We start from the raw sequence: 26,464 nt of genomic DNA on the forward strand, positions 1-26,464 counted from the left end.
GAGTTTGCGAGTTTGCGAGTTTGCGAGTTTGCGAGTTTGCGAGAGTATAGTTAGCGAGTTAAAAGGTTCAAGGTGAAAGTTAGCGCAGCTCGGCGTTAAAGCTCACTATGTGATTGTGGTTGAGTGTAGTGAAGCGTAATGAGAAAGCGCTAGGTAACTGGTGATTCTGGTTGATTACAGCGAAGCGTAACGAGAACTCGCTAGGTAACTAGGTTCTAGGTTTTTTGAGTCCTAAAATGGTCTGAATAAGCTTTAACTTGTTCTGTCATATTAATAAGTCTCAAGAAAATTTGATAGCAGAGTTTGTACTTTTATATCAAGTGGTTAACGACTAAAAACAGACAAGCATCAGTTGGTTAAAATAAGTGAGACGGAGCAAGAACCAACTGTTATCTGTCCTTTTTTAATTACTTTGTTAGCTTTACGATTTTTATGATTTTGTTTTCTTTGGTTATTGATAAGTAGCTAACTTCTAAGCAACTACCATTTTTTACAACTTTACCAGGTAACTCTTTTTCATAGAAAAAAGGGGTTTTTGTGTAACTATTAAATGAAAACTCAACCCCCTCAACTTCGAATGTGGCTGTTTGCCTCTTAACTTTATCTAACCTATAGTTTTGAATGCAGCCTGATACAACTGAAAAATCTCCCGCATCGATCTGTTTTTTAATCTCGCTGTCTTGTTTCAACTCTGAGGATGTTACAAACAACCCTATGAAAAAAATGAACCCGGTAATTGTTAAAAGCCAATTGCGAGAAATATTTACTAAACTCGTTGCAAGGTCAGAAACAGCCGAAAACCTGATCAAAATAGTAAACAACAATAAAGCGGGGAACACCCACAAAAAGTAATCCACGCTGGGATCTATATTAATTTCAAAATAAGGACTCAAAATTTACCTAGTACAGCTCACGAGCCTGTAGAATAACTCGTTTTTATTGTTATTGATGGTTTAACCATAGCGGAGTTGCTATTTTGATTCAATCGCTTAGTAATATTCATGTTAGATTATCAGTTATTTAAGCATGCCAATACTAAGCGCTACGTTACCCTCATTTACTGCTCATTCCCTTCTCTTTGTGCAAAAGATCTTTAATTGAATTATTCACAAAGAGGTTAGAGACGCTACGCTTTAGAGGAAAACAAGCAAATGCAGTGACAATAACGTAAGGATATTGCAGCGCTCCTTATATGTGTTTGCCGTAAGCTACTGGCTTAACTGCCACATCGTCAGACGAAGTAAACAAATTTATTTATTGATTTAGAATTGACGGTCAAAAAGAACACTAGTGCCTATTGACAGAGTTAAGGCTCATAAGTGTTATATTTCTTTTGTTATTGACTTTGAAATCTACTAGCTAACTTTGAATATATACTCACAAATTTTTGCTGTAGAGTTTTAGATGGTACTTCATCATGGCTTTCTGGAAGAGCTTTAAAATGATTTCCTTCACCTAGCCACTCTCTATTTAAACCTGTTTTTTCATTAAATTCTTTTTGTTCTGATTTGTTAGCATAATCAATGACCCATTGTTGCCCGCCATTATCGTAATAGGTAAACTGTCGCGAAAAACCTAATTCTTTATTTAAAGATGAAAAACGTTCTACAAAATGATCTGGTATTATGCCCGTTTTCTCCAATTTCCATCGCTTAGGTATACCGTTAACTTTAAAATCAATCCATTCCCAATCATCTGAATCTGTATCTATTGTTATATCTGAAAAAATCATATCACCATGGGTAATAACTCCCATTCTTTCCATAAACCATTTATATTCAGATCTAGAATCAAAGAACTCTAAATCGTACCAAATACAATCATCTGTATAATTGCGTCCTTTTACAGCAGAATCTCTCCATCCATAAAAATAATATAAAATTGAAAAAGGGTTCTCTTCAATATGTTTTTCCGTTTCTTCTTCCCATGTCATTTCATATACATCACGAAGAATTAGCTCTTTAGTTACACCTTCTGCGAATTCGTAGCCTAAATCTTTAAATACTTTGATTTGTTTTTCAAGATCCATATATAACCCCTTTGATAGCATAGATGAAAGCAAAATTCTCATGAAATATAATGCCACAAGCAGCGGAAAACACACGAACGTTTTAGCGCAGCCAGTGAGTGATTTTCCGATGACTTGGTTTGTTAGAAGCATATTTCCAAAATGTCATTCTACGGCCTCAATCAATCGTCCAGTCATTGAGATACCAACAAGACTAATTGGTGAGTCAGCAGCGAAAACGTAAAACCAAACTATTTGCATTTCCTGGTCTATTGAACAAACTTGGCTCTTTAGGTGAACAAATGCAAAAATCACTTCTTCAACACTGTATTTATCACGAAGAAATGACATAACTTTTTCTGTTGCACTACCAATTGATATTGGTGGTTCGCCATCACCTAAGCCCCAATTAGGACGGTTTAACAAATCATCTGGTGTAATAAATAGCTTTTTACCATTCCTCTCAAAAGTAGAGGACTCAAAGCAGCTGGGAAAGTAAGCATCAGCACTTACATTGATAGAAACTAAAAATAAAAGTAAATAAAGTGCTCTCATATCCATCCGTGCTTATAACACACCAAAACGGTTTATATTATATACTCTTATAATTCCACCAATAATTACCTTTGTAAACAAGTAATTAAAATAGCTAAAATTCAAAGCTTGTTATTTTGCATCAAAACGGCGGTTAATAATGTTATCAGACAAAATTAGGATCCTACTCATCAAAACAGGACTAAGTTTAACTTTTACCAGCGACCGCTTTTGCTCATAAATGCCAGTTAGGTGAAGTCCAAGTCTATTTATCGAAACTGTAAGATAAGATATGAGCCACTACAAATAATCATAACTTTTCTATTATTTAAAGCACTGCACTTTAGAGTAAAAAGATTGATATCGCCCTTGCCTATTTACTTTAAGTTAGCTATCACTTGCTCTCTGGTAGCCTAACTTTTTTATATGTTTTATTACACTTTGGACAAAAGATGTCTAAATCAAACTTATAATTCACACATTGAAAAAAGAATCCATAAACCTTACTGCCAATTTTTATGAATGTGAGGATAAATGCTGTTGCAACCATTAAGTTAAACTCATACATTCCAGCCTTATCAAGAGCCCAGTCAATAACAAACTCAACGATTAAAAGTGCAACCACTTTTTCGTGTTTTTTAATTGCGGCAAAAATTAGAACGGCAAAAGCAATAAAGCGAGCAAAACTTTGCGACTCCTCAGCTAAGAAAGCCACAATCCCAATGGGTATAGATAAACAAAGGCTGAGAAAGATAAACCCAACCATGTCTATTTTTGACATCCAAAAATGTATTTTGAAATCTTTTTTAGCCGCACACTGATTACACTTTAGCAAAGAGGCTCCAATTAACTGGTTTATCGTCGAGAAATAAAACTGAGAGTAACCTTTAACCTAAAAATAAAAATAAAAATAAAAATAAAAAAGTGTGAAAACAAAAAAGCCATAACTTTCAAACAACTCAGGGCTGCTTAAAACTTATGGCTTAGCGCTTAAAGCTCAGCTAACTCCTAGAGCCTAAACCCTAGAACCTAGCTTCTGTTTTTAAACCTTAAACTTATCTATCGCGGCGTAAAGCACTCTTGCTTGCTCTGATACCTCTTCGCTAGTTTGTGCATTTCTTGATGAATGAGCTGAGGCATCTTCGGCGATATCACGAATACGCACGACGTTTTTATTCACCTCAGAAGCAACTTGGCTTTGCTCGTCAATTGCGGTGGCAATATGCGTGCTCATTTCCATAATAGTTTGCACATCTTCGGTAATAGAGTTCAGTAGTTCACCCGCCTTTGTTGCTTGTGCTGCGCTTTCGCCGCCTTGTGTTCGGCATCGTTGCATTATGCTTACGACTTCTTGAGTACGCCCTTGTAAAATCGAGATAATACTCTCAATCTCTTTGGTTGACTCTTGAGTACGCTGTGCAAGTGAACGCACTTCATCAGCAACAACAGCAAAGCCTCGGCCTTGCTCTCCGGCGCGCGCAGCTTCGATTGCGGCATTGAGTGCTAGTAAATTAGTTTGTTCAGCGATACCACGAATAACATCCAATACTGAGCCAATAGTTTCACCGTCTTTTTCAAGCTGTGATACTACGGTAGAGGCATTACCCAGTGAATCGGATAATTGATTGATCTGCTTAACCGTTGCTTCAACTTCTTTGCGCCCCTGTTGAGCACTTTGATTAGTTGATTCTGCTTTTTTGGCTGCGGCCTCGGTATTATGAGAAATGTCTTGAATGGTGGCTTGCATTTCCGTCGCGGCGGTTGCAACCATATCAGCTTCATGCAACTGCTCTTGCATACCCGAGCTCGTTGCTGCGGTGCTCTCCGATAAGTGATCGGTAGCAATATTTAAAGTCGTTAAAGCTGTATTTACTTCGTAAATGAGTTTTTTGAAGTCACTTATAAGACTATTAAAATCAATTGTCATGGTGGTTACTTCATCTTTACCACTGTGTTCTATAACAAGTCTTAAATTATTATTTCGACGAATTTCATTGATGGTGTGATACACCCGTTCAATTGGGACGATAATCGAACGACTTGTAAAGTACACCAAGATCATCACCAGCAAGCTGGCAACAATAAAAATTATTATTGCGAGCATTTGCGTTTTTGCAGCAGTAGACTCAACTTGTTGCTTAGTTGCAGTTGTAATTAAAGTAACTAAATCATCACTTTGTTTAACGCTGTCTCTCATTTTACCAAGTGCACCTGAACCTAAATCCAGACCTAATGCAACTTGCTCATCAACTAACGATTTAAACTTACTTTTATAAATAGCAAGTAAACGTAACAGCTCTGACTGGTCACTTGAAGCTAAGTTTTCGTTGCGAATTTGGCGCTCAAGCTCCGATACACCGTCTTCAAAACGAGTTAAATATTTTAGGTCAAAACGCAGCATAAAATCTTTTTCAGAGCGTCTAAGCTGTAACATCAAAGTGAGTAAATGATAGTTATCTTGTTTGTCTAACAACGTTTCCATTTTATGTACTGCGTCTCGCAGTTCGCCATAAAGCGCATCTTTGGGGTGTAAGCCTATTTTCTTCTGTAATTGCACAACCTTTTGAAAATCATCATTATACTGCTTAGCAAGTACTGCAAATTGCTCTACTTGCACAGTGGCAATATCAAGCTCGGCTGATAATTGAGCCAATTTTTTAATTTTAATCTGCAACTGTTCATATTCTTGATCGAATAACTCTAAGCTGCTTTCTTGTTTATAAAACAAAAAGTCTTTTTCGTACTTGCGCATTGACAGTTCATGTATATCGAGTTTTTCAGCATACTGAATCGTTTCATTTAGTTTTAGCATAATGCGTGCCTCATAAATAATGACGCACAACATAACGACCATAGCGAGACCAACAACTAATGCATTGACTTGTAAACGACGTTTAATAGTCAAATTTTGGAGTAAACTCATTAACAACAGCCTATAAAATAAATCACTGCAAGATAGTATAGTTAAATAACTAACAATTGGCTTACATTATTATTGTTTTTTCTACAGTGTTTTAAAAAATCAGTTGATTTTAAATTTAGCCTACCGAAGACCACAAATTTTGATGTAATTCCTGTGTGTTATGCCACTGTCTTGCAGCTAACCACTCAACTAATGGCTGTGGATCACTTGGAAAATTAATCTGTTTTTGTGAGGTACTATTGAGCCAATCATCCAACGCATTGGGGTTTAAATAATTCATTACGTGCGCGGCTTTCATTGCTAATAATGTTTGTGCATTGGCGTCTTGTTCAAACTGCCCTGACAATGGTTTCAATAACAGTTTTTTACCTAATTTTAGTGCTTCGCTAGAGAGCTCAAAACCCGCATTTGCGATCACACCACTGGCATTAGCTAAATCATTTAAAAAGCCACCACGTGAAGGGGCTCGTAGATGAATATTCGCGGTTGAACTATTTTGTGCTTGCGGGTGGTAACAATAGAATTCTTTTTCAGGAAACTCTTGTAAGTAATCAATCACACTTCGCAGTTCTTCAAAAGGTAAATATACCAATACTTTATTGTCAACATTGACTGGATTATCGTGCTGATGATGAGCAATAAAAGGAGGAATGATATTTTGCGCAAATGGTTGCCAATGCACGCCTAAGTAGGTATCAGCAGGAGCATAATATTTTATGAATGAGCGGCGCAGCAAACTATGCCCAAACATTGGTACTTTGGGTGATAAAAATGCAGCTTGATGACTCATGCCTATGACTGGCACTGCTTGGCGTTTTGCTGCCCATGCGCTGATCGGTTCAAAGTCATTAAACACAAAATCATAACCCGATACATCTAACTGTTTAATGTCTTTTAGTAATCTACATATACGGCTATTTTTCACTGTTTGGTAACTATTGACTTGACCATTTTGAGTAGTAAAAGATAACCCCCGAAAGCTGCGATAATTAGTAAACTCGTCCATATCAAAGTAATTCTGCTGGGCTCGCCCTGAAAACACATAATCTACAGCAATCCCCATTTGCTTAAACGCATTCGCCATCCCCCGTGCTCGGGTTATATGACCATTACCAGTTCCTTGAATGCCATAAAGTATTTTCATAAGGTAGCCACTATCAAGATTGCCAATAAACCACAGCTTCCCCCCATCAATGCACCAAGCACTACATCAACAGGAAAATGTACCCCAAGTAACACCCGCGATGCTGCGACCCCAGTTGCCCACAAAAAACATAACTCTGCGAATTGCGGGAAATACTGCGCTAAGATAACGGCCACTAAAAATGCGCCAGCACTGTGCCCTGACGGTAAACTAAATTTATCACTGGGCGTAATGTAAGCGCCTTTTACTAAACAATCACATGGCCGAATTCTGGCAAAACTATTTTTAGCCACGTAATAAATGGGTCGCTCAATTAAAAAGCCCAGCAATAGAGTCATCGCCATAAGCCGTAATTCAGCTTCACTGCTAAGCCAGCCAAAACCAACAGCGATTAATACATAAAGCCCTCCATTGCCTGTTTTTGAGAAACCTAAAGCTGAATTTTTTAACCATTTTGGGGCATTGCCATTAAATAGCATCAAAAACAAACTTTGGTCCAGTTGGACAACTTTTTTTAGCATGTTGTTCTCACTCATTACTTGCTCCTTTAATTGTGCAAACTCTGTACACAAATTCAGCTTAGGCGGTGAAAATAACAATTGAGTGACGCTTTTAAGACACTAATATTGCTTTTCCTGTTTTAGCGCAATAATTGTTTAAAAAGAGCGCAATTTACTGTTATTAAGTCGTTGTTATTGCATTTAAGAAAGGTATACTGAACATCAGCTCACGTATCTTTAGAAAGGATAGAAAAATGGATTACAGCACTTCAGATTTATGCGATCACTTTGCCGATGTGGTCGATGTGCTCGAACCTATGTTTATTAACTTTGGTGGTCGCCACAATTTTAGTGGCCGTATTAAAACCGTCAAATGTTTTGAAAATAATGAACTGATCCGCGACATACTCTCTCAAGACGGCGAAGAATGTGTATTATTAATTGATGGGGGTGGTTCAACTCGTCGCGCATTAATCGACATCGAGCTTGCTGAACTAGCTGTAGAAAATAACTGGCAAGGCATTGTGGTATACGGTGCAGTACGTCATGTTGATGAACTTGAAGAGCTTGATTTAGGTATTCAAGCAATTGCTTCAATCCCTGTTGCAGCAGACAGCACCGGGGCTGGTGAAGACGGCATTGGCGTTAACTTCGCTGGTGTATCATTTTTTGATGACGACTTTATCTATGCAGATAGCACCGGTATTGTATTATCTGGTGAAGAACTTGAACTGGAAATCGTAGAAGAATAACGAGTGTCAAACCACCTACATATCTATGATGAAGCGACTGTAAAACCTTGGTGTAGCAGTCGCGCTAATGAAAGAAAAGCATGGCAGTCAATAGCCCTACTTGACACTGGTGTTGATCCTTTACAAGCCATGCACGATGCCGCGCAATTTGGTATTAAGTATGTATTACTAGGTATTTGCGAAGATATCGGGCCACGCGCCAACTTAGGCAATGGTGGTGCCGAAGATGGCTGGCAAGCATTTCTTAAACGCTTTTTAAATCAACCTGATAACCAATTTTTAGCGAACGAAAAAGTTTTGTTATTAGGCGAAGTCGCGATCAGCGATTTGACTCTTGCGGCGCGCGATTTATCAAACCAAAATCCTCAGCAACTAACACAATTACGCCAGTTATGCGCCCAACTTGATCAACGTGTTGAGCAAGTGCTGAGCTTAATTTTTACTGCAGGGTTAGAGCCAATCGTTATTGGCGGTGGCCATAATAACTGCCTTGGTATTATTCGCGCATTAAGCAAGCATAAACAGCGCCCAATAAACGCGATCAACTTTGACCCTCATGCCGATTTCCGTGACTGTGAAGGCCGCCATAGTGGTAATGGTTTTCGCTATGCATATAACGAGCAACACTTAAATAATTATCATGTTATTGGCATGCACGAGCTGAAAAACAATCAAGCAATTATTGATGCTTTAGCTGCTGCCCAATTTAGTTATGATAGCTACCAAGCGCTGCAAGTTAGGCGCGAAAAAACCTTAACTGAAGCATGCCAGCAGGCACTATATAATCTAATTGATGCACCACTTGGGGTTGAAGTGGATCTTGATAGCATTTCATTAATGCCCGTCAGTGCGTATACCAATTGTGGTTTTAGTGTTAGCGATGCCGAACACTTTGTGCATTTAGCTGCCAGTCAAGTAAACAGCCAATACTTGCATTTATGTGAAGCAGCCCCCAACCAACATCCTAGTGGTATACAGGCCGGAATGAGCGATGCAGGGCAAATAATCACAGCTCTCGTGAATGCTTATTTACAAGCCAAAGCAAACTAAAAAACGATTACGGATGCTCTATTTGCCATTGTTTTAACCAAGAGATCATGCCAACACTGCTAAGTGGATGACTATAGTAATAACCCTGCGCGGCATAGGCGTTTAAACTTTTTACAAAATTAAGCTGCTCCAGTGTTTCTACCCCTTCGCAAATTACCTTCGCATTTTGTTGGTTATGCATATCAACCATACCACTTATCAAACTACGAACATGGCTTTGATGACTGAAATCAGCAGTTAATGAAGGCGCTATTTTTACATATGCAACGGCTAAATTTGGTAACTTAGCAAGCCAAATAGGGCTATCACCAAGGCCATCCACACAGACTTTAATACCAATGCTATTGATGCGTGCGACCATTGCTTTACCTTGCTCATCTAAACTCATAAACAGATTAAGTGGACACTCGACAATTAAATCGCCAGCTTGTAGTTGATGTTCGATAAAAATGTGATCAAGGAATTCGATAAATTCTTCATTTAGCATTTCAGAGCCAAATAAATTTATACTCAAAGGCATCGTTATGCCTTCCATGCGCAGTGCCATTGCAAGCTCTGCGGCGCGTTCAATAACAAATGTGGCTAATGGATAAGCAAGCCCTGCAACACGTATATCATCAATAAATCGATTAGCCGATAAAATCCCTTGTCTGGGATGTTGCCAACGCAGTAACAACTCTAAAAATTCAATTTTTTCATCGTGATTGCAAATGATGGGTTGGAAATACAATTCAAGTTCGCTAGAAAAATCGATATTTGCTAATTCTTTCAAACGCGCTTGCTGTTCTAATTGCTCTATTCTCATTTGTTGATGGTACACCACCACTTGTTGTTTTGGCTGGCTATCTAAAGCGAGGTAAGCAAACGAAATTAAATTATCAAAGCTATTTTCTTGTTCATCGCAATCAACGAAACTGGCCCGTGCATTGACTTTAATAGTGCAATTAGCCACATTAAACGGCTTCAAGGTGGCCCCTAGTATTTGATTGATTAATTGCTCATGTAGATGTTTTTGCTGCGCTAAATTACATATAAACGCAAAATTTAGGCCACCAAGGTGAGCTAATTTTTGTTCCCCAGCTAAATTAATCACTTCTTCAATAAGCAGTAGCTGCTTAATACGGTTTGCAGACTGCGCTAATAGTAAATCCCCAAAGTCTCGGCCAATATGCTGATTAACCTGAGCAAACCCCTCCAACCGGATAACCACCAACGCAGCTCGTTGTTGATTGTTTTTACGCCAGTCGTAATAGCCTTGGCGTAACTGCTTAATATCGGGAAGATTTAATAACGGCGCAGGCTCCATAAAGTGATTTATATGCGCTGCGTCATCAGCCTCAGCAACAAGTTCTTCATCATCAAAATAGCCAGACATCGCCAGTACAATGCTCGCCAGTACAATTAAATAAAGAGGTAACTCAAGTAGTAAATGAGCCGCTAAGCACACCGTAAATACGAGTGCTGAGCAACAGCTCAAAGTGAGCATAGTCCACTTATTTTGCGAAAATGCCAGCCATAAATGCAAACCAATACTCAGTGCAAATAGTAACTCCAAAAAGTTAAAGCCGCCGCTTAATACTGCCAACCCAAGTACCCCATTGCTGAGATAGCTAAAGCGCAGTAATGGCTTTTTAACCACGCACAAGGCACAGATCATCGCCATAAAAATAGCGCCGGCTAAAAAAGTAGGCGTCAATATATTGTTTAAAAAAGCGCTCCCTGCAGAATATTCAAGTCCCGTATTTGTTAATAGCGCAATTAAAATCATTTTTTGAGTACAACATTACAACAGACTAATTTAGTCTACCCAAAATCCACAGATTTAACAGTTTATTCACGCCAAATTGATAACTTAATTGTGCTGGGTGGGATATTTGCCAATGAGCTATATCGGCACGCATGCCGACTTTTAACACTCCGCGATCAGTTAAACCCAATGCTTTTGCGGCATTACGCGTAACTCCGGCGAGAGTTTCTTCAGGAGTTAAGCGAAATAAAGTACACCCCATATTCATCATTAATTGCAAAGAACACAAGGGTGATGTACCTGGATTAAAGTCTGTCGAAATCGCTATTGGTACTTGATACTGCTTTAATAGCTCAATTGGCGGCTGTTTGGTTTCGCGTAAAAAATAAAATGCCCCGGGTAATAATACCGCCACAGTGCCTGCTGCAGCCATGGCCTTTACTCCAGCTTCATCTAAATGTTCAATATGATCAGCAGATAACCCATTAAATTCAGCGACTAATTGTGCTCCTTGCTGATTTGAAAGCTGTTCAGCATGACATTTCACTGGCAAATTATGTTTTTTTGCGGCATTAAAAACTCGGCGAGTTTGCTCATTACTAAAACCAACATTTTCGCAAAACACATCGACAGCATCGGCTAAATTTGCAGTAACCACTTGCTCAAGCATCTCATTACAAACCAGATCGATATACTCATCACTGCGACCTTTATATTCCAAAGGTAGGGCATGCGCCCCCAAAAATGTCGTTTTTACATCAATCGGGTGATTTTCACCTAACAAACGTGCCACTTCGAGGATTTTAACTTCATTTTCGCAATCAAGTCCGTAACCAGATTTGATCTCAACGGTACTCACTCCCTCGGCATAGAGGGCATTGAGACGATCCTTCGCGAGCACAAATAAAGCCTCATGATCCGCAGCTCGTGTTGCTGCTACCGTACTAGCGATCCCCCCACCTTGCGCTGCTATTTGCTCGTAACTAACACCTTGTAAACGCTGTTCAAACTCTTCAGCTCTTGAGCCGGCAAACACTAAGTGGGTATGACAATCAATTAAACCAGGTGTTAGCCACTGCCCTTTTGCTGAAAGCATCGGCGTTGCTAATACGTCGAATTTAGGTAAATCGGCTTGTTTACCCAACCACACAATGACACCTTTGCGGATAGCCAATGCTGCATTTTCGATGGCGCCATAAGGGGCTGCAATACTGCAATCCATAGTTGCGATATTGGCATCTGTGATCAATAAATCCCAGTCATTAGCCGGATCATTTGCAGTGATTGTTGTCATATTAACTCCGAAAATTATTTTTTATCAGTCTAACAAGTCATCTTGTATATACAAGGTAAATATGCCATCTTATAGTTAATAACAAATTTAAAAGACCATAATAATTCAAATGACGACACCTAAGTTCGCACAAATAAAGCAATTTATTGTTGATAATATCCGCAGCGGCGCATGGCTTGAAAACCAACGTGTGGCTTCTGAAAATGAATTAGCAGAACAATTTAGTGTTAGTCGAATGACTGCGCGCCGAGCATTAAGCGAGCTCACCGAAGCGGGTATACTGACTCGTAGTCAAGGTTTAGGCACGTTCGTTGCCAGTTTTAAATCGCAATCATCATTGCTTGAAATCAAAAATATAGCAGATGAAGTCAAGGCCCGTAACGGCAATTATAGCTGTACAGTATTAGTGCTTGAATCTATCAGCGCCGTTGCGCCAATTGCGATTGCACTGGGTGTTGAAGTAGATAGCGTGGTGTATCGCAGTGTATTAGTGCATAACGAAAACGAACAGCCACTGCAAGTTGAGGAGCGCTTTGTTAACCCTGCACTAGCAACAAGCTACCTTCAACAAGATTTTACTGCGTTAACTCCGCACGAATATTTATCGAGCGTCGCACCATTAACGGAAGCGCGCCATACGGTAGAAGCAATAATGCCTAACAGCGAAATGTGCCAATGGCTTAATTTATACCATGAAGAGCCATGCTTACAGGTGATTAGGCGTACTTGGTCATCATCTGGGATTGTTAGTTTTGCCCGTTTAGTATCACCGGGTAGTAAGTATCGCTTAGGCGGACATTTAACTTTTAAAAAGTAATATGTAAAAAATAACATTAGAAAGAATATAAAAATCAAAAATGATGCGCTTCACAGCGTATTTTTTGAAACCAATAAGCTTGTATATACAACAGGAGTAATCTATGAACAACAGACTTGATGAATCTCGCGTTATCCGCGCCCCACACGGCGATAAAATCAGCGCTAAGAGCTGGCTCACCGAAGCAGCTAAGCGCATGTTAATGAATAATTTAGATCCTGAAGTAGCCGAACATCCACATGCTTTAGTTGTGTACGGTGGGATTGGTCGTGCAGCGCGTGATTGGCCTTGCTTTGATAAAATCATCGAAACTCTCGACAGACTCGAAGACGACGAAACGCTACTCGTACAATCAGGCAAACCTGTTGGGGTATTTAAAACTCACAGTAATGCACCGCGAGTATTAATTGCCAACTCAAACTTAGTACCTCACTGGGCTAATTGGGAGCATTTTAACGAGCTCGATAAACTTGGTTTGATGATGTATGGCCAAATGACTGCGGGATCATGGATCTACATTGGATCACAAGGCATAGTACAAGGTACCTACGAAACCTTTGTAGCGATGGCAAAACAACATTTTAATGGTGACGCTGCTGGAAAGTGGGTGCTAACCGGTGGCTTAGGCGGTATGGGCGGCGCGCAGCCACTTGCGGCAACCATGGCGGGATTTAGCGCACTCGTAGTTGAATGCGATGAAACGCGTATCGATTTTCGGATCAAAACCCGCTATGTGGATGTTAAAGCAACCGATTTAGATCATGCACTGGAGCTTATCAACGAGGCGTGTGGCAAAGGCGAAGCGCTGTCAGTCGGCTTACTTGGTAATGCCGCTGATGTATTTAGTGAGCTTGTTAACCGAGCTATTACTCCCGATGTAGTGACCGATCAAACCTCTGCTCACGACCCGTTGAATGGCTATTTACCGCAAGGTTGGAGCATGCAACACGCGGCTAAAATGCGTGAACAAGATCCACAAGCGGTTGTCAAAGCAGCTAAGCAATCGATGGCTGTGCAAGTCAACGCAATGTTAGCACTACAACAAGCTGGTGCTGCAACAACTGACTACGGCAATAACATTCGTCAAATGGCATTTGACGAAGGCGTAACAAATGCCTTTGATTTCCCAGGTTTTGTGCCAGCTTATATTCGTCCATTATTTTGCGAAGGAATTGGTCCATTCCGTTGGGTGGCATTATCAGGCGATCCTGAAGATATTTATAAAACCGACGCAAAAGTGAAAGAGCTTATTCCTGACGACAAACACTTACATAACTGGCTTGATATGGCTCGTGAACGTATTCAATTCCAGGGCTTACCTGCTCGTATTTGCTGGGTTGGCTTAAAAGACCGCGCTCGTTTAGCGCTGGCGTTTAATGAGATGGTCAAAAATGGTGAGCTTAAAGCACCGATTGTGATCGGCCGTGACCATTTAGACTCAGGCTCAGTTGCGAGTCCAAACCGTGAAACCGAAGCAATGAAAGACGGCTCAGATGCAGTATCAGATTGGCCATTACTTAATGCATTACTGAATACCGCAGGAGGTGCAACATGGGTGTCACTTCATCATGGTGGTGGTGTAGGTATGGGCTTTAGCCAACATTCTGGCGTAGTCATTGTTGCTGATGGCACCGACGAAGCAGCTGCGCGGGTTGGCCGCGTATTATGGAATGATCCTGCAACGGGCGTTATGCGCCACGCGGATGCAGGTTACGATATTGCAATTAATTGTGCGACCGAGCAAGGCCTCGACCTGCCAATGTTAAATAAGGAATAATCATGTTTAAACTCACCCTAACACCTGGAAAGCTCGATTTAGCAACACTGCGCCAAATTAATTTATCACCAGTGACGTTAACGCTCGCCAAAGATAGCGAGATAAAAATAGCAGCCAGTGCACAAACCGTGCAAGACGTGATTGATCAACACAGAACGGTTTATGGCATTAATACCGGTTTTGGCTTACTCGCCAATACTAAAATTGCTGAACATGAATTAGAGTTACTCCAGCGATCCATTGTACTTTCCCATGCTGCGGGCATCGGTGCTTATATGGATGACAGCACAGTACGATTAATGATGGTATTGAAAATTAATTCATTATCACGTGGCTTTTCTGGCATTCGCCTAAAAGTGATCGAATTCTTTATGCAGTTACTTGCTGCACAAGTCTATCCATGCGTGCCAAAAAAAGGCTCGGTAGGTGCATCTGGCGATTTAGCGCCACTTGCACATATGTGTTTACCACTGCTCGGCGAAGGCGAAATGCGCTATCAAGGTAAACTCATTAGCGCTGCTGACGGTCTTAAAATAGCCGGTCTTGAGCCATTAACACTGGCTGCTAAAGAAGGCTTGGCTTTGTTAAATGGCACTCAAGCCTCTACCGCATTTGCGCTTCAAGGGCTATTTCGGGCTGAGGATTTATATGCACAAAGCTGCGCGATTGGCTCAATTAGTATTGAAGCAGCAATGGGAAGTCGCTCGCCATTTGATGCACGTATTCATGAAATTCGTGGCCAACTTGGTCAAATCGATACCGCGGCAATGTTTCGCGATATGCTCGGTGAACATTCACAGATCAGCGAAGCTCATGTGGATTGTGAAAAAGTACAAGACCCGTATTGCCTACGCTGTCAGCCACAAGTACTTGGTGCGTGTTTAACGCAAATTCGCCAAGCAGCCGAAGTGTTGTTGTGTGAATCTAATGGTGTAACCGACAACCCATTAGTATTTGCTGATGTAGGCGATATTATTTCGGGAGGTAACTTCCACGCCGAGCCTGTGGCTATGGCAGCCGACAATTTAGCATTAGCGATTGCCGAAATTGGTGCACTAGCTGAGCGTCGTATTGCGTTACTCATTGATTCAAACTTATCAAAGTTGCCACCTTTCTTAGTTGAAAACGGCGGCGTTAATTCAGGCTTTATGATTGCACAAGTAACCGCAGCAGCATTAGCGTCTGAAAATAAATCATTGGCGCATCCTGCTTCTGTGGATAGCTTACCAACTTCAGCTAACCAAGAAGATCATGTTTCTATGGCAACTTTTGCAGCACGTCGTCTGCAAGAAATGGCTGATAACACGCAAGGCGTACTGGCAATTGAATGGTTGGCATCTGCGCAAGGGTTAGAATTTAGAAAGCCATTGCAGGCATCAGCCAAAGTTGAACAAGCTAAAGCAACACTGCGCACAAAAGTGAGCTACTACGATAAAGACCGTTATTTTGGCCCAGATATCGAAGCAGCTAATTTATTATTACAGCAAGGTGAGTTGTGTAATTTATTACCTAAAGGCGTATTACCGTCGTTTTAAATAGCAAACTGATAGTTAAAACCAAGTGATTCAATAGCCGAACCATCAATGATGCGTTCGGCGCTTTCGTCACTCGTAAATGTAGGGGGGGTTGTTCCGTATTGCTGGCATTTTTGCTGATAGTAATCTGCTTTGGTTGGATGAGCTGGGTTGACTACATTGTAAATTGACGCTGCAACTTGCCAATTCTCCAACACAGTAACAATCGCATTAATAACATCTTGTTGCTGCACCATATTAACGGTTTGGTTGCTCGAACTTTGTAGTTCTTTGCCTGCCACAAAACGCCCAGGCTCTCGCTCTGGCCCAATTAAACCACCGAGTCTAAGTACTTTTCCACCCGCATTTAATACCAGTTGCTCAGCATCAATTAATGGCTGTTGGCGTGCAGTGCTTACTTTAATCTCACTTTGCTCTGTATAGGTTAGATTATCTTGAGCATACACAGCCGTTGATGAACACAACAAAAAGCCTTTTGCATTCATGGTGCCTGCCAGTTCAATGGCTAATTTTAACGTGGCTAAATAATGGCTATCAGCGTGGCGACTACGTGGTGGTATAGCACACACCCACCACGCATTATGTAAATCTAGTTGATGAGCTAATTGCTGATCTGCAAATACTAACTGGCGCTGAAAAGCATGTTGATGCTCTGCGCTGCGATGGGTGCCTTGAACATCCCAACCTTTTGCGAGCTGTTGTAAGCACAATGGCTGACCCAACCAACCTGCGCCCAATACTATTAATTGGTCTTTATTTTTACCCGCCACGTAACATCACCCTTACAATTAAATAGAAATTTGTTCACTTCTCTCATCGCACACAATAGCGATTAAGATAAAGATATGATTAGATAAGAGTGCTTACTCTACTAAATAATAAGAATGTGTGCACTTATGTTACGAAATCTATCATTACGAAAAAAAATCCTGTTATTAATTGGTGGCACTATCAGTGTGCTGTTACTTATTGCCTCGGCTTACTTTGTGAACCATATCGCCGCCTTGTCTCGTCAAAGTATTGAACGTGAAGCATACAGCTACTTACAAAGCGAACAGCTGTCAATGCAGAGCTATTTTGCTCAATATGGCAAAGTTGTAGAAACTTTTGTGAATAATCCTCATCTCGTTAACTGGTTTGACGCATGGGATAAACGCGACCAAACACTCCAAGGCGCGCCAGGCTACGAAGAAGTAAATCAAGACTTTATACGCATTAGTGGCAATGATGAAAATATTCTCTCGGCATTTTTTGCTTCCGCCAAAACCGGTGAATATTTTAAAGAGCATGAACGTACTACCCACTATAATGGCCAGCCGTATTACGCTTATAAACGTGGTTGGTGGCAAGATGCATTAAAAATTAACCGTTTATATGTCGGGCCCATTTCAGTTGATTTAACCACAGGTAATGCCTCTGCGGTTGTGCAACAGCCTGTTTATAATAAGCAACGCGAACTAATTGGTTTTGGTGGCGTCGATTTACAACTGAATAAAATCAATAAAATGGTCGAAGATATTCGTTTTAACGGTCAAGGTTTTGGCTTTTTACTCGATGGCGACCAAAAAGTGGTGCATTTATCAAAACGTACCAACCATAAACTTTCAATCACCGATGAAGGTCCTAACGGTAAAGAGGGGTTAGAAGTACTTGAAAAACAATTTAGCGACACGCAAGGCTTCAGTTCGCTCAACCAGCAAATGAAAAATAACGTCGCTGGTGATGCCAAGGTAACCTTACAAGGACAAGAGTACTTTGTGGTTTATAACCGCTTACAATTAGAGCATCCTTATCTAAACTGGTACGTGGGTATTTTAGTGCCACGCACTATGATTGATGAGCCAGTAAATGACGCGGTCATGACCACCACCAGCTCGGTCATTATTATTTTATTAATCATCATGGCAATGATTTTGTGGGCTACAAAAATGATCTCACAGCCGATCATCACCTTGACCCATATCATGCGCGATATTGCTTCTGGGGATGGCGATTTAACCCAAAAAATTACTATTGATAGCAAAGATGAAGTTGGCCAGTTAGCTCATCATATGAATACCTTTATTGATAAGTTGCACGTTATGATGCTTAATACCGCAGCACAGGCTGAACAACTTACCGATGCGGCGGCACAATTAAAATCGGTTTCGCAACAAACTAATGACGAAATTCAACAAGAAAAACAGCAGGTTGATAGTGTTAGCGCTGCAGTAACCGAAATGGCGACCACGGTTATGGAGATCTCGCGTAATGCACAACACACCAACAATGCAGCTGAGGAAGTCCAACAAATCACCGCAGATGGCGCCACTCGCTCGCAAAATGCACAAAGCGTGATGACCGCCTTAGCTGACCATATTGGCGAAGCTGCTAAAGTGGTCGCAGGCCTAGAGCAAGAAAGTGGTAACATCGGCGCCGTAGTTGATGTGATCAATTCCATTGCAGAGCAAACCAATTTGCTGGCGCTGAACGCTGCAATTGAAGCCGCCCGTGCTGGTGAGCAAGGCCGTGGCTTTGCGGTCGTAGCCGATGAAGTTCGCTCGTTGGCCAGTCGCACACAAGAGTCAACTGATGATATTCGCAACATGATCTCACGCTTACAGCAAATTGCACAGCAAGCTTCAACTATGATGCAACAAGGACAAGAGCGCGCGCAAAGCTCGGTTACACAAACTCAAGAAGTACTAGATGCATTGCAAAACATTGCTGACTCAGTGACTAAAGTACAAGATCAAAGTCATCATATTGCCACCTCAACCGAGCAACAAACGGTGGTTGCCGAAGATATAAATAATAGTTTAGCGGCAATTAATCACTTAGTGAACAGCACTGCAGATCATGCCCTTGAGCTTGCTGATGAAGCCAGGGACCTTAACGAGCTTGCCAGCTTACTAAATAAAACCGTTAATCAGTTTAAGCTTAAGTAAGCCAATATTGATAAGCAAAAGAGTGCTCCGGCACTCTTTTTTGTTGTAGATCAATATTCCCTCGACGCATCCTTTTTATACTAACGAAAATGATATAAAAGGTGCGCGTGATGATTAATTTACCCAAATGGGATCAAAGCTTAATAAATAAGTACAATGTGTCTGGACCAAGATACACCTCCTACCCAACAGCATTGTCGTTTAATGATGGCTATCAACAACAAGACTTGATCAGTGCAATTAACTCATCAAGCAGTCGCAGCTTATCTTTATATATCCACATTCCGTTTTGCAGTCAGCTTTGCTATTACTGTGGCTGTAATAAAGTAATAACCCGCCATCAATCAAAAGCTGACTTATACCTAGATTATCTTGAAAAAGAAATCATCGCTCAAGCGCTGCTATTTGATAGCTATCAAGTACAGCAACTGCATTTAGGCGGTGGCACGCCCACTTTTTTAACAACCAGCCAAATGAGCCGTTTAATCGCGCTACTTGAGCTGCACTTTAAGTTTGCTCCCGATGCGGAGCGTGGCATTGAAATAGACCCTCGCTCACTGGCAACTGACATGCTCAGCCACTTGCGTAGCCTTGGCTTTAACCGTGTATCATTTGGCATTCAAGACTTTAATGATGATGTACAGCTTGCCGTTAACCGTCCACAAAGTGCTGATGCAGTAAAAAGTTTGATTGGTGAAGCGCGTGAACTCGGCTTCAAATCAATCAATGCAGATATGATTTATGGCTTACCACTGCAAACCCCTGAGAGCTTTAAAGAGACTATTGAGCAATTAATTGCCCTTAGTCCTGATCGTGTATCGGTATTTAATTACGCGCACTTACCGGATCGCTTTGCCGCTCAGCGAAAAATTAAGGATGCAGATTTACCTAGCGCTCACGATAAGCTCACCATGTTTAAGAATACCTTAGAACAAATGAGTAACGCAGGTTATCAGTTTATTGGTATGGATCACTTTGCAAAAACCAGTAATGAGTTAGCTATTGCACAAAATAGTCAGCAATTACATCGTAATTTTCAAGGCTACACCACTCATGGTGACTGTGATTTACTGGGTTTAGGGGTGTCATCAATTTCACAAATTGGCACTGCTATTTTGCAAAATCAAAAAGAGTTAAAGCATTACTATCACGCGATTGATAATCAGCTTGGCAGTGCAATCAGCAAAGGTATGAAACTTGATAATGATGACGTTATTCGCGCTGATGTGATAAAACAGCTTATTTGCCACTTTGAACTGAATATGCAAAGTATTGCTAATAGCTATCAACTCGACTTTAAAGATTACTTTGCCAGCTCACTGCAAGCTCTTGAGCCGCTAATAGCAGATGGCATGGTAACTATCAATGCAGACTTAATAACCGTCACAGCACGCGGCAATTTGTTTATTCGTATCATTTGTATGTGTTTTGATGCTCATTTACAAAAACAGATTAACGCGACTCGGTTCTCTCGGGTAATTTAATCTGAGTGCACAAGCATAAAAAAAGCAGACCGAGGTCTGCTTTTTTATTGATACTATAAAATTAGTTAAACACCACGTTTTCGCTACCAGGGGCTGCTTTAAACTCTTCAATGATTTTCTCACAGTCAGCTTTAATTTGCTCTGCATGAGTTTCTTCAGCACGCCAGCGAGCGCTGTCTTGTTTAAATATTTCTTTTTTCGAATATTTTTTACGAGCGTCATGAGTTGGCATTTCTTTTACCACTTCATACATCGCAAATATGCCTGGATAACGCCCTGGAAGGTCTTCGTCATCCTCAAAGCTGTATTGCGACATTAGCACCCAAATACGCAAACTCCCTTCTGAGAACTCACATTGCTCTTGGTGCATAGCACGGGCGATTAAATGAATGCTGTCTGCGAGCTTGGCATTTCGCTCTAAGCGTGACTTAGCTAACTTAGCTTGCTGCTTTACCTGCTCTTTCGCGATCAGTTTTTTTTGCGCACTGAGTTTATACAGTAATTGGCCAGCATAAAATGCCAGCCCCGCAATGATCACAGCGCCAACACTCAGAGCCAAGATCATTATGTTCATTATTTATCGTCCTCGTCATCTAACCATTCATTGGCTAAATCATTCGACAAGTAATGATCAAAGTCACTATTAGCTTCTTCGCTAAACTCTTCATCATCAAAATCGTCAGCTTCGTCTTCAATACCAAGCAATTCACATAACACTTGATGACGTGCAATACGGCTGTTGAAGTATTTAGCATCTTTACCTGTTAATAACTGGCCACTTTCATGTAACTCAACCAGCTTCAATAAGCGCTCATCATTTTCTAGCGCTTCTAATTCTTGCTCTGGTGAAAGTTCAGGCTGAACTACTTTTTTCAGTTCAACTTGTGGCTTCAAGTTACGTTTAAGCTCAATAACTGGTTCAGCTGCAACGGCAATTAAAGGGATTGGTTTTTTACTACCAACACGTTTATCTTTATGTTGCTGATTACTATTACTCTCAGGCTGTAAAGCGTCTATCGAGTTACGTGAACCTGGCTTTGCACCTTTGGTCTTTTTAACGCGTTGTTCTTTCAATGCACGCATTTCTTTAAGCTTATCTTTGCTTAAACGAACAGGACCGTTAGACGGGATTTTACGTGACTTTTTAGTTCTACTCATATCTTGATCATCTCACTTAAGAGGTTTTGAGCAACGCGCATTTTAGCGTTGCGATGCTGGCCTTGCCAGAAGAATTCGGTTTGTGCGGATTGAGGTTGGGTAACTCGACTACTTGCGCACTTTCTATACATTTAAGTATAAACAATGGCTATTGTAACAGGACAAATAAAAAGGCGGTAGAGAAAACATCTCTACCGCCTGCTAATCTGAGCGCCATTTAACTGGACACTTCTCCCTTCGACTTTTTAGTCTTTATTATTGTTATTATTTTTGTTGTTCCATGTTGTTATTATTTTTACCTTCCGTGTAACATTCCATTTTGTTTTTATTTTAAACTTCCGTGAGATTTTATTATTCTCGGTCTTCATTGACTCTTTTTTAATATTCCTTCGGTGACATCAACCGATGTCTTATCCCCGATAATCACGTCACACTACTTTCCGTGTAGTTTAGTCCATTTTGTTCTTATTGTTTCAGCGACAGGGGTTAATTTACGCATTAATAATTTTGTTACAACTAATTTATATAATTTTTCTTACGCAATACAAATTGCAACATAACCAAAACATTAAATTACAATGAGTTATAATAAAAACAAAAATAAAAATAGGATTTGGCTTACAGCAGGATATGGTCAATGTCTTACAAGGAAAGAGGTAATATCGACAAAACAAAAAATACAAAAAAAGCAGCCTGAGCTGCTTTTTGTAACCACTATAGATTTTAGGATTAATAATAAAATTAATCTATACTACTTTAGTGTAGTCCACCTAAGTACTTAGAAAGCACTTCGATATCTTTGTCAGTTAGCTTTTTGGCAATATCTTGCATCATGCCATTTAAATCATTATGGCGCACACCATCACGGAATTTCTCAAGCTGTGACTTGATGTATTCTGGATGTTGAAAAGAAATTTTTGGAAACTTAGCTAATGATGAGCCATTACCACGTGGACCATGACATGCTGCGCATGCTGGAATACCACGTTCTGCGTCACCTGCTTTATAAAGCATGGCGCCAACGTCAACGATATCTTTAGGTGTCTCACCTTCAGACATGTTAAGTGACGAAAAATAAGCAGCCAAATCTTTCATGTCTTGATCGCTTAATGGCATTGCCATCGCGCTCATGACTGGATCCATACGACCCTCTTTACCACCTGAAGTCATACCTAACTTCAATTCAGTAAGTTGCTTATAAATATAATCCGCGTGTTGGCCTGCAAGTTTTGGGTAGATATTAACCGGCGCATTACCGTCTGGGCCGTGACAAGCCGCACACGTTGCTGATTTTTCTTTACCTGCGTTTACATCGCCATCAAATGCTGTTGCGTTGCTTGCTGACAACGCACCAAGCAATATAGTTAAAGATAGTGCTATTTTTTTCATGGTGAATTCTCTGTTTCCGACCCTGTATCATCTACAATATGGATGTTGTGATTTATATATTCTACACGATAATAAATTCTCTGGCACGTTTTCTACTCATATTAAACTTATAAATTATAGGGTTTTGACCTAGATTAAGCTTTGACCATATCATTTTAGTTGATTTTAGGCTGTTATCTTAGTCCAAATGCGCTTTTTAATAGTGTAGTAATAGTATAAAATGCGCCCCTTAAGTGAACTTTAATTAAGTAAAGTTTACTCGCTGTAATACTTAATTAAGTTTCTAGGAGAGCCTGTGCTCAAATCTCGTATCAAATATAACACTGCATCGTTCGTTACCAGCGCTCCAGATATCACTAAATTGCCTGCTGATACGGGAATTGAAGTTGCCTTTGCTGGCCGCTCCAACGCCGGTAAGTCTAGCGCCCTAAATGCATTAACTGACCAAAAGCTGGCACGTACTAGTAAAACCCCTGGCCGTACGCAACTGATCAACACATTTGAATTAGCCGATGTTGATGATATGCGTCTAATCGATTTACCTGGCTATGGTTTTGCTAAGGTACCGATCGAAATGAAAAAGAAATGGCAAAAGTCATTAGGTGAATACCTGCAAAAACGTCAAAGTTTAAAAGGTATCGTGATCTTAATGGATATTCGTCATCCTCTTAAAGATTTAGACCGCGATTTAATTAATTGGGCAATTGGTAGTGAAATTCCAGTATTGGCACTATTAACTAAAGCCGACAAACTAAAGCAAGGTGCACGTAAAGCACAGGTGCTGCAAGTTCGTCGCGAGTTAAGCAGCTTAGAGGGTGATATTACCGTTCACGCGTTTTCATCTTTAAAAGGCACAGGATTACCTGAAGTTGCTAAGAAATTAGATGAATGGTTCCTAGGGCCAATTGTTGCAATACCACCTACTGATGTTGAACAAACGCCTGAATCAGATGCTTAATCACACGTTTAAGTAAAAACGCTGACCCGCAGATTGAATGAAATAGCCTTGCTTATCAGCTTGTGCTATTTCTGCCCACTGATAAAACACACTTCTTGATACCCGAGCACTACAGCCATACGGTAACTGTAAATACGGCACATCATTGCCCTGATAATCTTGTACTACTAAAGGTTGTTCGCAGGTTACTAGCCAAGTTCGCTGTAAATTATCCACACAACATAACACTTGCCCTTGCTCTGTCATTTCAAAGCGCCAATTTACGATTATAAAGGGAGCATCATGGACAGTAATAGCTATTTTTTCGATTGGTGTTTTTAAGTAAAAAGTATCCTGCTCTTTGCAAAGAACTGAGGCAAACAGCTTAACCATAGCGATACGAGTAATTTTACTGCCACCGTATAACCACTCACCTTGCTGATTGATGATAATTGGCAGCTCGCCACAATGCTGCGGCTGCCATTGAGAAAATGGCTTGCTTGGCTGCTCAAGTGCAGTGGCAAGCTCATTCAAAGAGTGCATTATTTAAGCTTGTTCATCGTTAATGAAAAACTAACAGGTACTGCCGTTGCTATCGATGGTAAACCTGCTAACTTTTGCAATTGCATAATGCCATCAATGACAGCAAAGTCTGCGCCATTTATGATAATTGGGCTCATTGATGAAACGCTGATATCCCCTTGCGATGACAAGTTGGCTATAACATCCAGTGTAATCTCTTTCTTAGCGCCATGAAAATCAAGTTCAGCACTAATACCTTTAAATACATGTTGGCCAGGCTTAAGCGCTTTTAATTGCGTGCTTAAATTAGCTGTTATGGTTGCGGTTGGAAACTTCGCTGTTTCAAATAACAACTTGGTCATGCGTTCATTACGGATAGGGATCATCGTTTCAACTGAGCTCAGATCAATATCAACTGAGAAAGAGCCATCTTCAGCTAAACTACCTGACACATTTTTGAAGTGATGCACTTCAGCAATACTATTTGACTTAATAGACACAAAACTTACTTTGCTTTGATCATTGTTAACCTGCCAATCAGCACAGGCAACACCAGAGACTAATAGGCTTGATAACGAAAGACCTAATATCGCAATTGATTTAACCATCACGCATTCCTTTCAAAATGAAAATGAGATTCAATGGTATCACTTGTTCTATGAAGTGCAATCAATAGCATAATAAATAACAGAGACAAAAAAACGACCCAACAAATTAATGCTGGGCCGGTATAGCAAACTGGGGAGAAGCTATCAATACGAGCACCCTTTCGAGTGCATCATCAACAGGATGTCCTACAGGATGAGGACGACGCGGACTTTACCAAACTAACCATGATAAATAAACTAAATACAGGTACTAACTAGTCGAATTGATAAACATATAACTAATACTACAAATTGCATGTTAATTTAACTTAATATTAACATTGAATTTCAGCTCAAAATTTGCTCTATTAACTAATTAGAATAAAAACTCCACACACTTTGTCTGTAAACAGCAGTTCAAAGCGTGATCAAACACACACAATAAAAGAGCACTGATCATGAAAAAAATAACCACTCTATACTTATGCTGCCTGCTATTTATCTTCAGTAATAGCGCTAATGCAGGCTATACCCAAACTAAATACCCAATTGTATTAGCACATGGCTTGATGGGTTTTGACGATGTATTAGGTGTCGATTATTTTTATCGGGTACCAGCAAGCCTCAGTCGTGATGGCGCACAGGTTTTCGTCACGGCCGTATCCTCGCTGAATAATTCTGAACAACGAGGCGAGCAGTTACTACAGCAAGTTGAACAGATTATTGCACTAACTGGTACAACAAAAGTAAATCTCATTGGTCATAGTCAAGGTGCGCAAAGTATTCGCTATGTTGCCTCACTACGCCCCGACTTAGTTGCCTCAGCGACCAGTGTTGGCGGTGTTAATTTTGGTAGCCCTGTTGCTGATGTGGTGCGCCAAGGACTGACTCCTGGATCTAAGCTAGAAGGTATAGCTAAAACAGCCTTTGATGCATTTGGCGGGTTAATCGCATTACTCTCTGGCAATAGTCAGTTACCACAAGATGCGCTTGGTGCACTGGAGAGCTTAACCACTGAGGGCGCGCTGGCCTTTAATCAAAAATATCCAGAAGGCCTACCTGCTGAGCAATGCCAGCAAGGACCTATGTATGCCAGTAATGGCGTATATTACTTTTCTTGGAGTGGTACTCGAACTTTAACAAATATATTTGACCCATCAGATGCAGCACTGGCGATCACTGCAATACTGATCCCAGGCGATGACGATGGCTTAGTCTCTCGTTGTAGTAGCCATTTAGGTTATGTATTAAAAGATAATTACCGCATGAATCACCTTGATGAAGTGAATCAACTGATTGGCTTTCATCATTTATTTGCAACCGATCCACTGACAGTCTACCGTCAACATGCTAATCGCTTGAAAAAATTAGGCTTATAA

At 40.5% G+C, this 26,464-nt stretch carries 24 protein-coding genes; 9 read left to right on the forward strand and 15 right to left on the reverse strand.

The genetic code is table 11. The annotated features are described in order from the left end of the window. Window positions 1–407 precede the first annotated feature (407 nt). The 7 genes from H5180_RS16480 to H5180_RS16510 form a co-directional block, all read right to left on the reverse strand. The gene (locus H5180_RS16480; protein ID WP_182731692.1) at window positions 408–893 is read right to left on the reverse strand and encodes a hypothetical protein; all 486 of its coding nucleotides are present in this window, start codon (window positions 891–893) and stop codon (window positions 408–410) included. 443 nt (window positions 894–1,336) lie between these two features. Then, the gene (locus H5180_RS16485; protein WP_182758645.1) at window positions 1,337–2,029 is read right to left on the reverse strand and encodes a hypothetical protein; all 693 of its coding nucleotides are present in this window, start codon (window positions 2,027–2,029) and stop codon (window positions 1,337–1,339) included. A gap of 144 nt (window positions 2,030–2,173) precedes the next feature. Further along, window positions 2,174–2,563 (reverse strand): hypothetical protein, encoded by a 390-nt coding sequence (locus H5180_RS16490; RefSeq protein WP_182735066.1) that lies wholly within the window; start codon window positions 2,561–2,563, stop codon window positions 2,174–2,176. A gap of 373 nt (window positions 2,564–2,936) precedes the next feature. After that, window positions 2,937–3,377, reverse strand: coding sequence for a hypothetical protein (locus H5180_RS16495; protein WP_182758646.1), 441 nt, complete (start codon window positions 3,375–3,377; stop codon window positions 2,937–2,939). Between the two features lie 207 nt (window positions 3,378–3,584). Beyond that, window positions 3,585–5,465, reverse strand: coding sequence for a methyl-accepting chemotaxis protein (locus tag H5180_RS16500; protein WP_145238482.1), 1,881 nt, complete (start codon window positions 5,463–5,465; stop codon window positions 3,585–3,587). 115 nt (window positions 5,466–5,580) lie between these two features. Beyond that, on the reverse strand, window positions 5,581–6,609 hold the full coding sequence (locus H5180_RS16505) for an MJ1255/VC2487 family glycosyltransferase (protein ID WP_182758647.1): 1,029 nt from the start codon (window positions 6,607–6,609) through the stop codon (window positions 5,581–5,583). Beyond that, window positions 6,606–7,145: a phosphatase PAP2 family protein gene (locus tag H5180_RS16510; RefSeq protein WP_145238476.1), complete on the reverse strand. Its 540-nt coding sequence runs from the start codon at window positions 7,143–7,145 to the stop codon at window positions 6,606–6,608. Before H5180_RS16510 ends, H5180_RS16505 begins: the two co-directional genes overlap by 4 nt. A 218-nt stretch (window positions 7,146–7,363) precedes the next feature. Between H5180_RS16510 and rraA the strand changes: the two genes are divergently transcribed. Both rraA and H5180_RS16520 read left to right on the forward strand, forming a co-directional pair. Then, entirely contained in the window at window positions 7,364–7,861 is a 498-nt protein-coding gene (gene rraA, locus H5180_RS16515) for a ribonuclease E activity regulator RraA (RefSeq protein WP_145238473.1), read from the forward strand. Window positions 7,862–7,864: 3 nt separating this feature from the next. Then, on the forward strand, window positions 7,865–8,911 hold the full coding sequence (locus tag H5180_RS16520) for a formimidoylglutamase (RefSeq protein ID WP_182735063.1): 1,047 nt from the start codon (window positions 7,865–7,867) through the stop codon (window positions 8,909–8,911). A gap of 7 nt (window positions 8,912–8,918) precedes the next feature. On the opposite strand, the gene H5180_RS16525 is transcribed toward H5180_RS16520, so the two are convergent. Beyond that, window positions 8,919–10,574, reverse strand: coding sequence for a GGDEF domain-containing phosphodiesterase (locus tag H5180_RS16525; RefSeq protein ID WP_182758670.1), 1,656 nt, complete (start codon window positions 10,572–10,574; stop codon window positions 8,919–8,921). 130 nt (window positions 10,575–10,704) lie between these two features. After that, window positions 10,705–11,952: an imidazolonepropionase gene (hutI, locus tag H5180_RS16530; RefSeq protein WP_182731683.1), complete on the reverse strand. Its 1,248-nt coding sequence runs from the start codon at window positions 11,950–11,952 to the stop codon at window positions 10,705–10,707. Between the two features lie 109 nt (window positions 11,953–12,061). Between hutI and hutC the strand changes: the two genes are divergently transcribed. From hutC to hutH, 3 genes are all read left to right on the forward strand, one after another. Beyond that, entirely contained in the window at window positions 12,062–12,769 is a 708-nt protein-coding gene (gene hutC, locus H5180_RS16535; protein WP_145238461.1) for a histidine utilization repressor, read from the forward strand. Window positions 12,770–12,872: 103 nt separating this feature from the next. Continuing rightward, on the forward strand, window positions 12,873–14,546 hold the full coding sequence (gene hutU, locus H5180_RS16540) for a urocanate hydratase (RefSeq protein ID WP_145238458.1): 1,674 nt from the start codon (window positions 12,873–12,875) through the stop codon (window positions 14,544–14,546). 2 nt (window positions 14,547–14,548) lie between these two features. Continuing rightward, window positions 14,549–16,081, forward strand: a complete 1,533-nt coding sequence (hutH, locus tag H5180_RS16545; protein WP_182758648.1) for a histidine ammonia-lyase — start codon at window positions 14,549–14,551, stop codon at window positions 16,079–16,081. Here hutH and H5180_RS16550 read toward each other — a convergent pair. Next, entirely contained in the window at window positions 16,078–16,851 is a 774-nt protein-coding gene (locus H5180_RS16550; protein WP_182735061.1) for an NADP-binding protein, read from the reverse strand. The two genes, hutH and H5180_RS16550, sit on opposite strands and share 4 nt — an antisense overlap. A 126-nt stretch (window positions 16,852–16,977) precedes the next feature. On the opposite strand from H5180_RS16550, the gene H5180_RS16555 reads away from it, so the two are divergent. Together H5180_RS16555 and hemN are read left to right on the forward strand one after the other, a co-directional pair. Continuing rightward, the gene (locus H5180_RS16555; protein ID WP_145238449.1) at window positions 16,978–19,008 is read left to right on the forward strand and encodes a methyl-accepting chemotaxis protein; all 2,031 of its coding nucleotides are present in this window, start codon (window positions 16,978–16,980) and stop codon (window positions 19,006–19,008) included. 110 nt (window positions 19,009–19,118) lie between these two features. Next, window positions 19,119–20,492: an oxygen-independent coproporphyrinogen III oxidase gene (gene hemN / locus H5180_RS16560; protein ID WP_182758649.1), complete on the forward strand. Its 1,374-nt coding sequence runs from the start codon at window positions 19,119–19,121 to the stop codon at window positions 20,490–20,492. 61 nt (window positions 20,493–20,553) lie between these two features. Here the strand turns inward: hemN and H5180_RS16565 are convergent, their stop codons facing one another. The 3 genes from H5180_RS16565 to H5180_RS16575 all read right to left on the reverse strand — a co-directional run bounded on the left by H5180_RS16565 (window position 20,554) and on the right by H5180_RS16575 (window position 23,039). Continuing rightward, window positions 20,554–21,066 (reverse strand): DUF2489 domain-containing protein, encoded by a 513-nt coding sequence (locus tag H5180_RS16565; protein ID WP_220493132.1) that lies wholly within the window; start codon window positions 21,064–21,066, stop codon window positions 20,554–20,556. Then, window positions 21,066–21,650, reverse strand: coding sequence for a Der GTPase-activating protein YihI (yihI, locus tag H5180_RS16570; RefSeq protein ID WP_145238440.1), 585 nt, complete (start codon window positions 21,648–21,650; stop codon window positions 21,066–21,068). The genes H5180_RS16565 and yihI overlap by 1 nt, the downstream gene beginning before the upstream one ends. A gap of 756 nt (window positions 21,651–22,406) precedes the next feature. Next, a complete protein-coding gene (locus tag H5180_RS16575) occupies window positions 22,407–23,039 on the reverse strand; it encodes a cytochrome c (RefSeq protein WP_182735060.1) in 633 nt (210 codons plus the stop codon). A gap of 295 nt (window positions 23,040–23,334) precedes the next feature. Between H5180_RS16575 and yihA the strand changes: the two genes are divergently transcribed. Next, window positions 23,335–23,997: a ribosome biogenesis GTP-binding protein YihA/YsxC gene (gene yihA / locus H5180_RS16580; RefSeq protein WP_145238434.1), complete on the forward strand. Its 663-nt coding sequence runs from the start codon at window positions 23,335–23,337 to the stop codon at window positions 23,995–23,997. Here yihA and H5180_RS16585 read toward each other — a convergent pair whose 3' ends face one another. Both H5180_RS16585 and H5180_RS16590 read right to left on the reverse strand, forming a co-directional pair. Beyond that, window positions 23,998–24,519, reverse strand: a complete 522-nt coding sequence (locus tag H5180_RS16585) for a DUF1285 domain-containing protein (RefSeq protein WP_145238431.1) — start codon at window positions 24,517–24,519, stop codon at window positions 23,998–24,000. Then, on the reverse strand, window positions 24,519–25,106 hold the full coding sequence (locus H5180_RS16590; RefSeq protein WP_145238428.1) for a YceI family protein: 588 nt from the start codon (window positions 25,104–25,106) through the stop codon (window positions 24,519–24,521). The genes H5180_RS16585 and H5180_RS16590 overlap by 1 nt, the downstream gene beginning before the upstream one ends. Before the next feature lie 437 nt (window positions 25,107–25,543). On the opposite strand from H5180_RS16590, the gene H5180_RS16595 reads away from it, so the two are divergent. After that, window positions 25,544–26,464, forward strand: coding sequence for a triacylglycerol lipase (locus tag H5180_RS16595; protein WP_145238425.1), 921 nt, complete (start codon window positions 25,544–25,546; stop codon window positions 26,462–26,464).

It is taken from the genome of Pseudoalteromonas sp. SR41-4 (assembly GCF_014163985.1).
GTDB lineage: Bacteria > Pseudomonadota > Gammaproteobacteria > Enterobacterales > Alteromonadaceae > Pseudoalteromonas > Pseudoalteromonas rhizosphaerae.

Coding starts and splice junctions, on each gene's coding strand:
- hutI (WP_182731683.1), bottom strand. CDS start 11,952: ATGACAACAATCACTGCAAATGATCCGGCTAATGACTGGGATTTATTG.
- H5180_RS16485 (WP_182758645.1), bottom strand. CDS start 2,029: ATGGATCTTGAAAAACAAATCAAAGTATTTAAAGATTTAGGCTACGAA.
- hemN (WP_182758649.1), top strand. CDS start 19,119: ATGATTAATTTACCCAAATGGGATCAAAGCTTAATAAATAAGTACAAT.
- hutH (WP_182758648.1), top strand. CDS start 14,549: ATGTTTAAACTCACCCTAACACCTGGAAAGCTCGATTTAGCAACACTG.
- H5180_RS16525 (WP_182758670.1), bottom strand. CDS start 10,574: ATGGCGATGATCTGTGCCTTGTGCGTGGTTAAAAAGCCATTACTGCGC.
- H5180_RS16490 (WP_182735066.1), bottom strand. CDS start 2,563: ATGAGAGCACTTTATTTACTTTTATTTTTAGTTTCTATCAATGTAAGT.
- H5180_RS16510 (WP_145238476.1), bottom strand. CDS start 7,145: ATGAGTGAGAACAACATGCTAAAAAAAGTTGTCCAACTGGACCAAAGT.
- H5180_RS16575 (WP_182735060.1), bottom strand. CDS start 23,039: ATGAAAAAAATAGCACTATCTTTAACTATATTGCTTGGTGCGTTGTCA.
- H5180_RS16500 (WP_145238482.1), bottom strand. CDS start 5,465: ATGAGTTTACTCCAAAATTTGACTATTAAACGTCGTTTACAAGTCAAT.
- H5180_RS16590 (WP_145238428.1), bottom strand. CDS start 25,106: ATGGTTAAATCAATTGCGATATTAGGTCTTTCGTTATCAAGCCTATTA.
- H5180_RS16595 (WP_145238425.1), top strand. CDS start 25,544: ATGAAAAAAATAACCACTCTATACTTATGCTGCCTGCTATTTATCTTC.
- H5180_RS16505 (WP_182758647.1), bottom strand. CDS start 6,609: ATGAAAATACTTTATGGCATTCAAGGAACTGGTAATGGTCATATAACC.
- hutU (WP_145238458.1), top strand. CDS start 12,873: ATGAACAACAGACTTGATGAATCTCGCGTTATCCGCGCCCCACACGGC.
- rraA (WP_145238473.1), top strand. CDS start 7,364: ATGGATTACAGCACTTCAGATTTATGCGATCACTTTGCCGATGTGGTC.
- H5180_RS16555 (WP_145238449.1), top strand. CDS start 16,978: ATGTTACGAAATCTATCATTACGAAAAAAAATCCTGTTATTAATTGGT.
- yihI (WP_145238440.1), bottom strand. CDS start 21,650: ATGAGTAGAACTAAAAAGTCACGTAAAATCCCGTCTAACGGTCCTGTT.
- H5180_RS16565 (WP_220493132.1), bottom strand. CDS start 21,066: ATGAACATAATGATCTTGGCTCTGAGTGTTGGCGCTGTGATCATTGCG.
- hutC (WP_145238461.1), top strand. CDS start 12,062: ATGACGACACCTAAGTTCGCACAAATAAAGCAATTTATTGTTGATAAT.
- H5180_RS16585 (WP_145238431.1), bottom strand. CDS start 24,519: ATGCACTCTTTGAATGAGCTTGCCACTGCACTTGAGCAGCCAAGCAAG.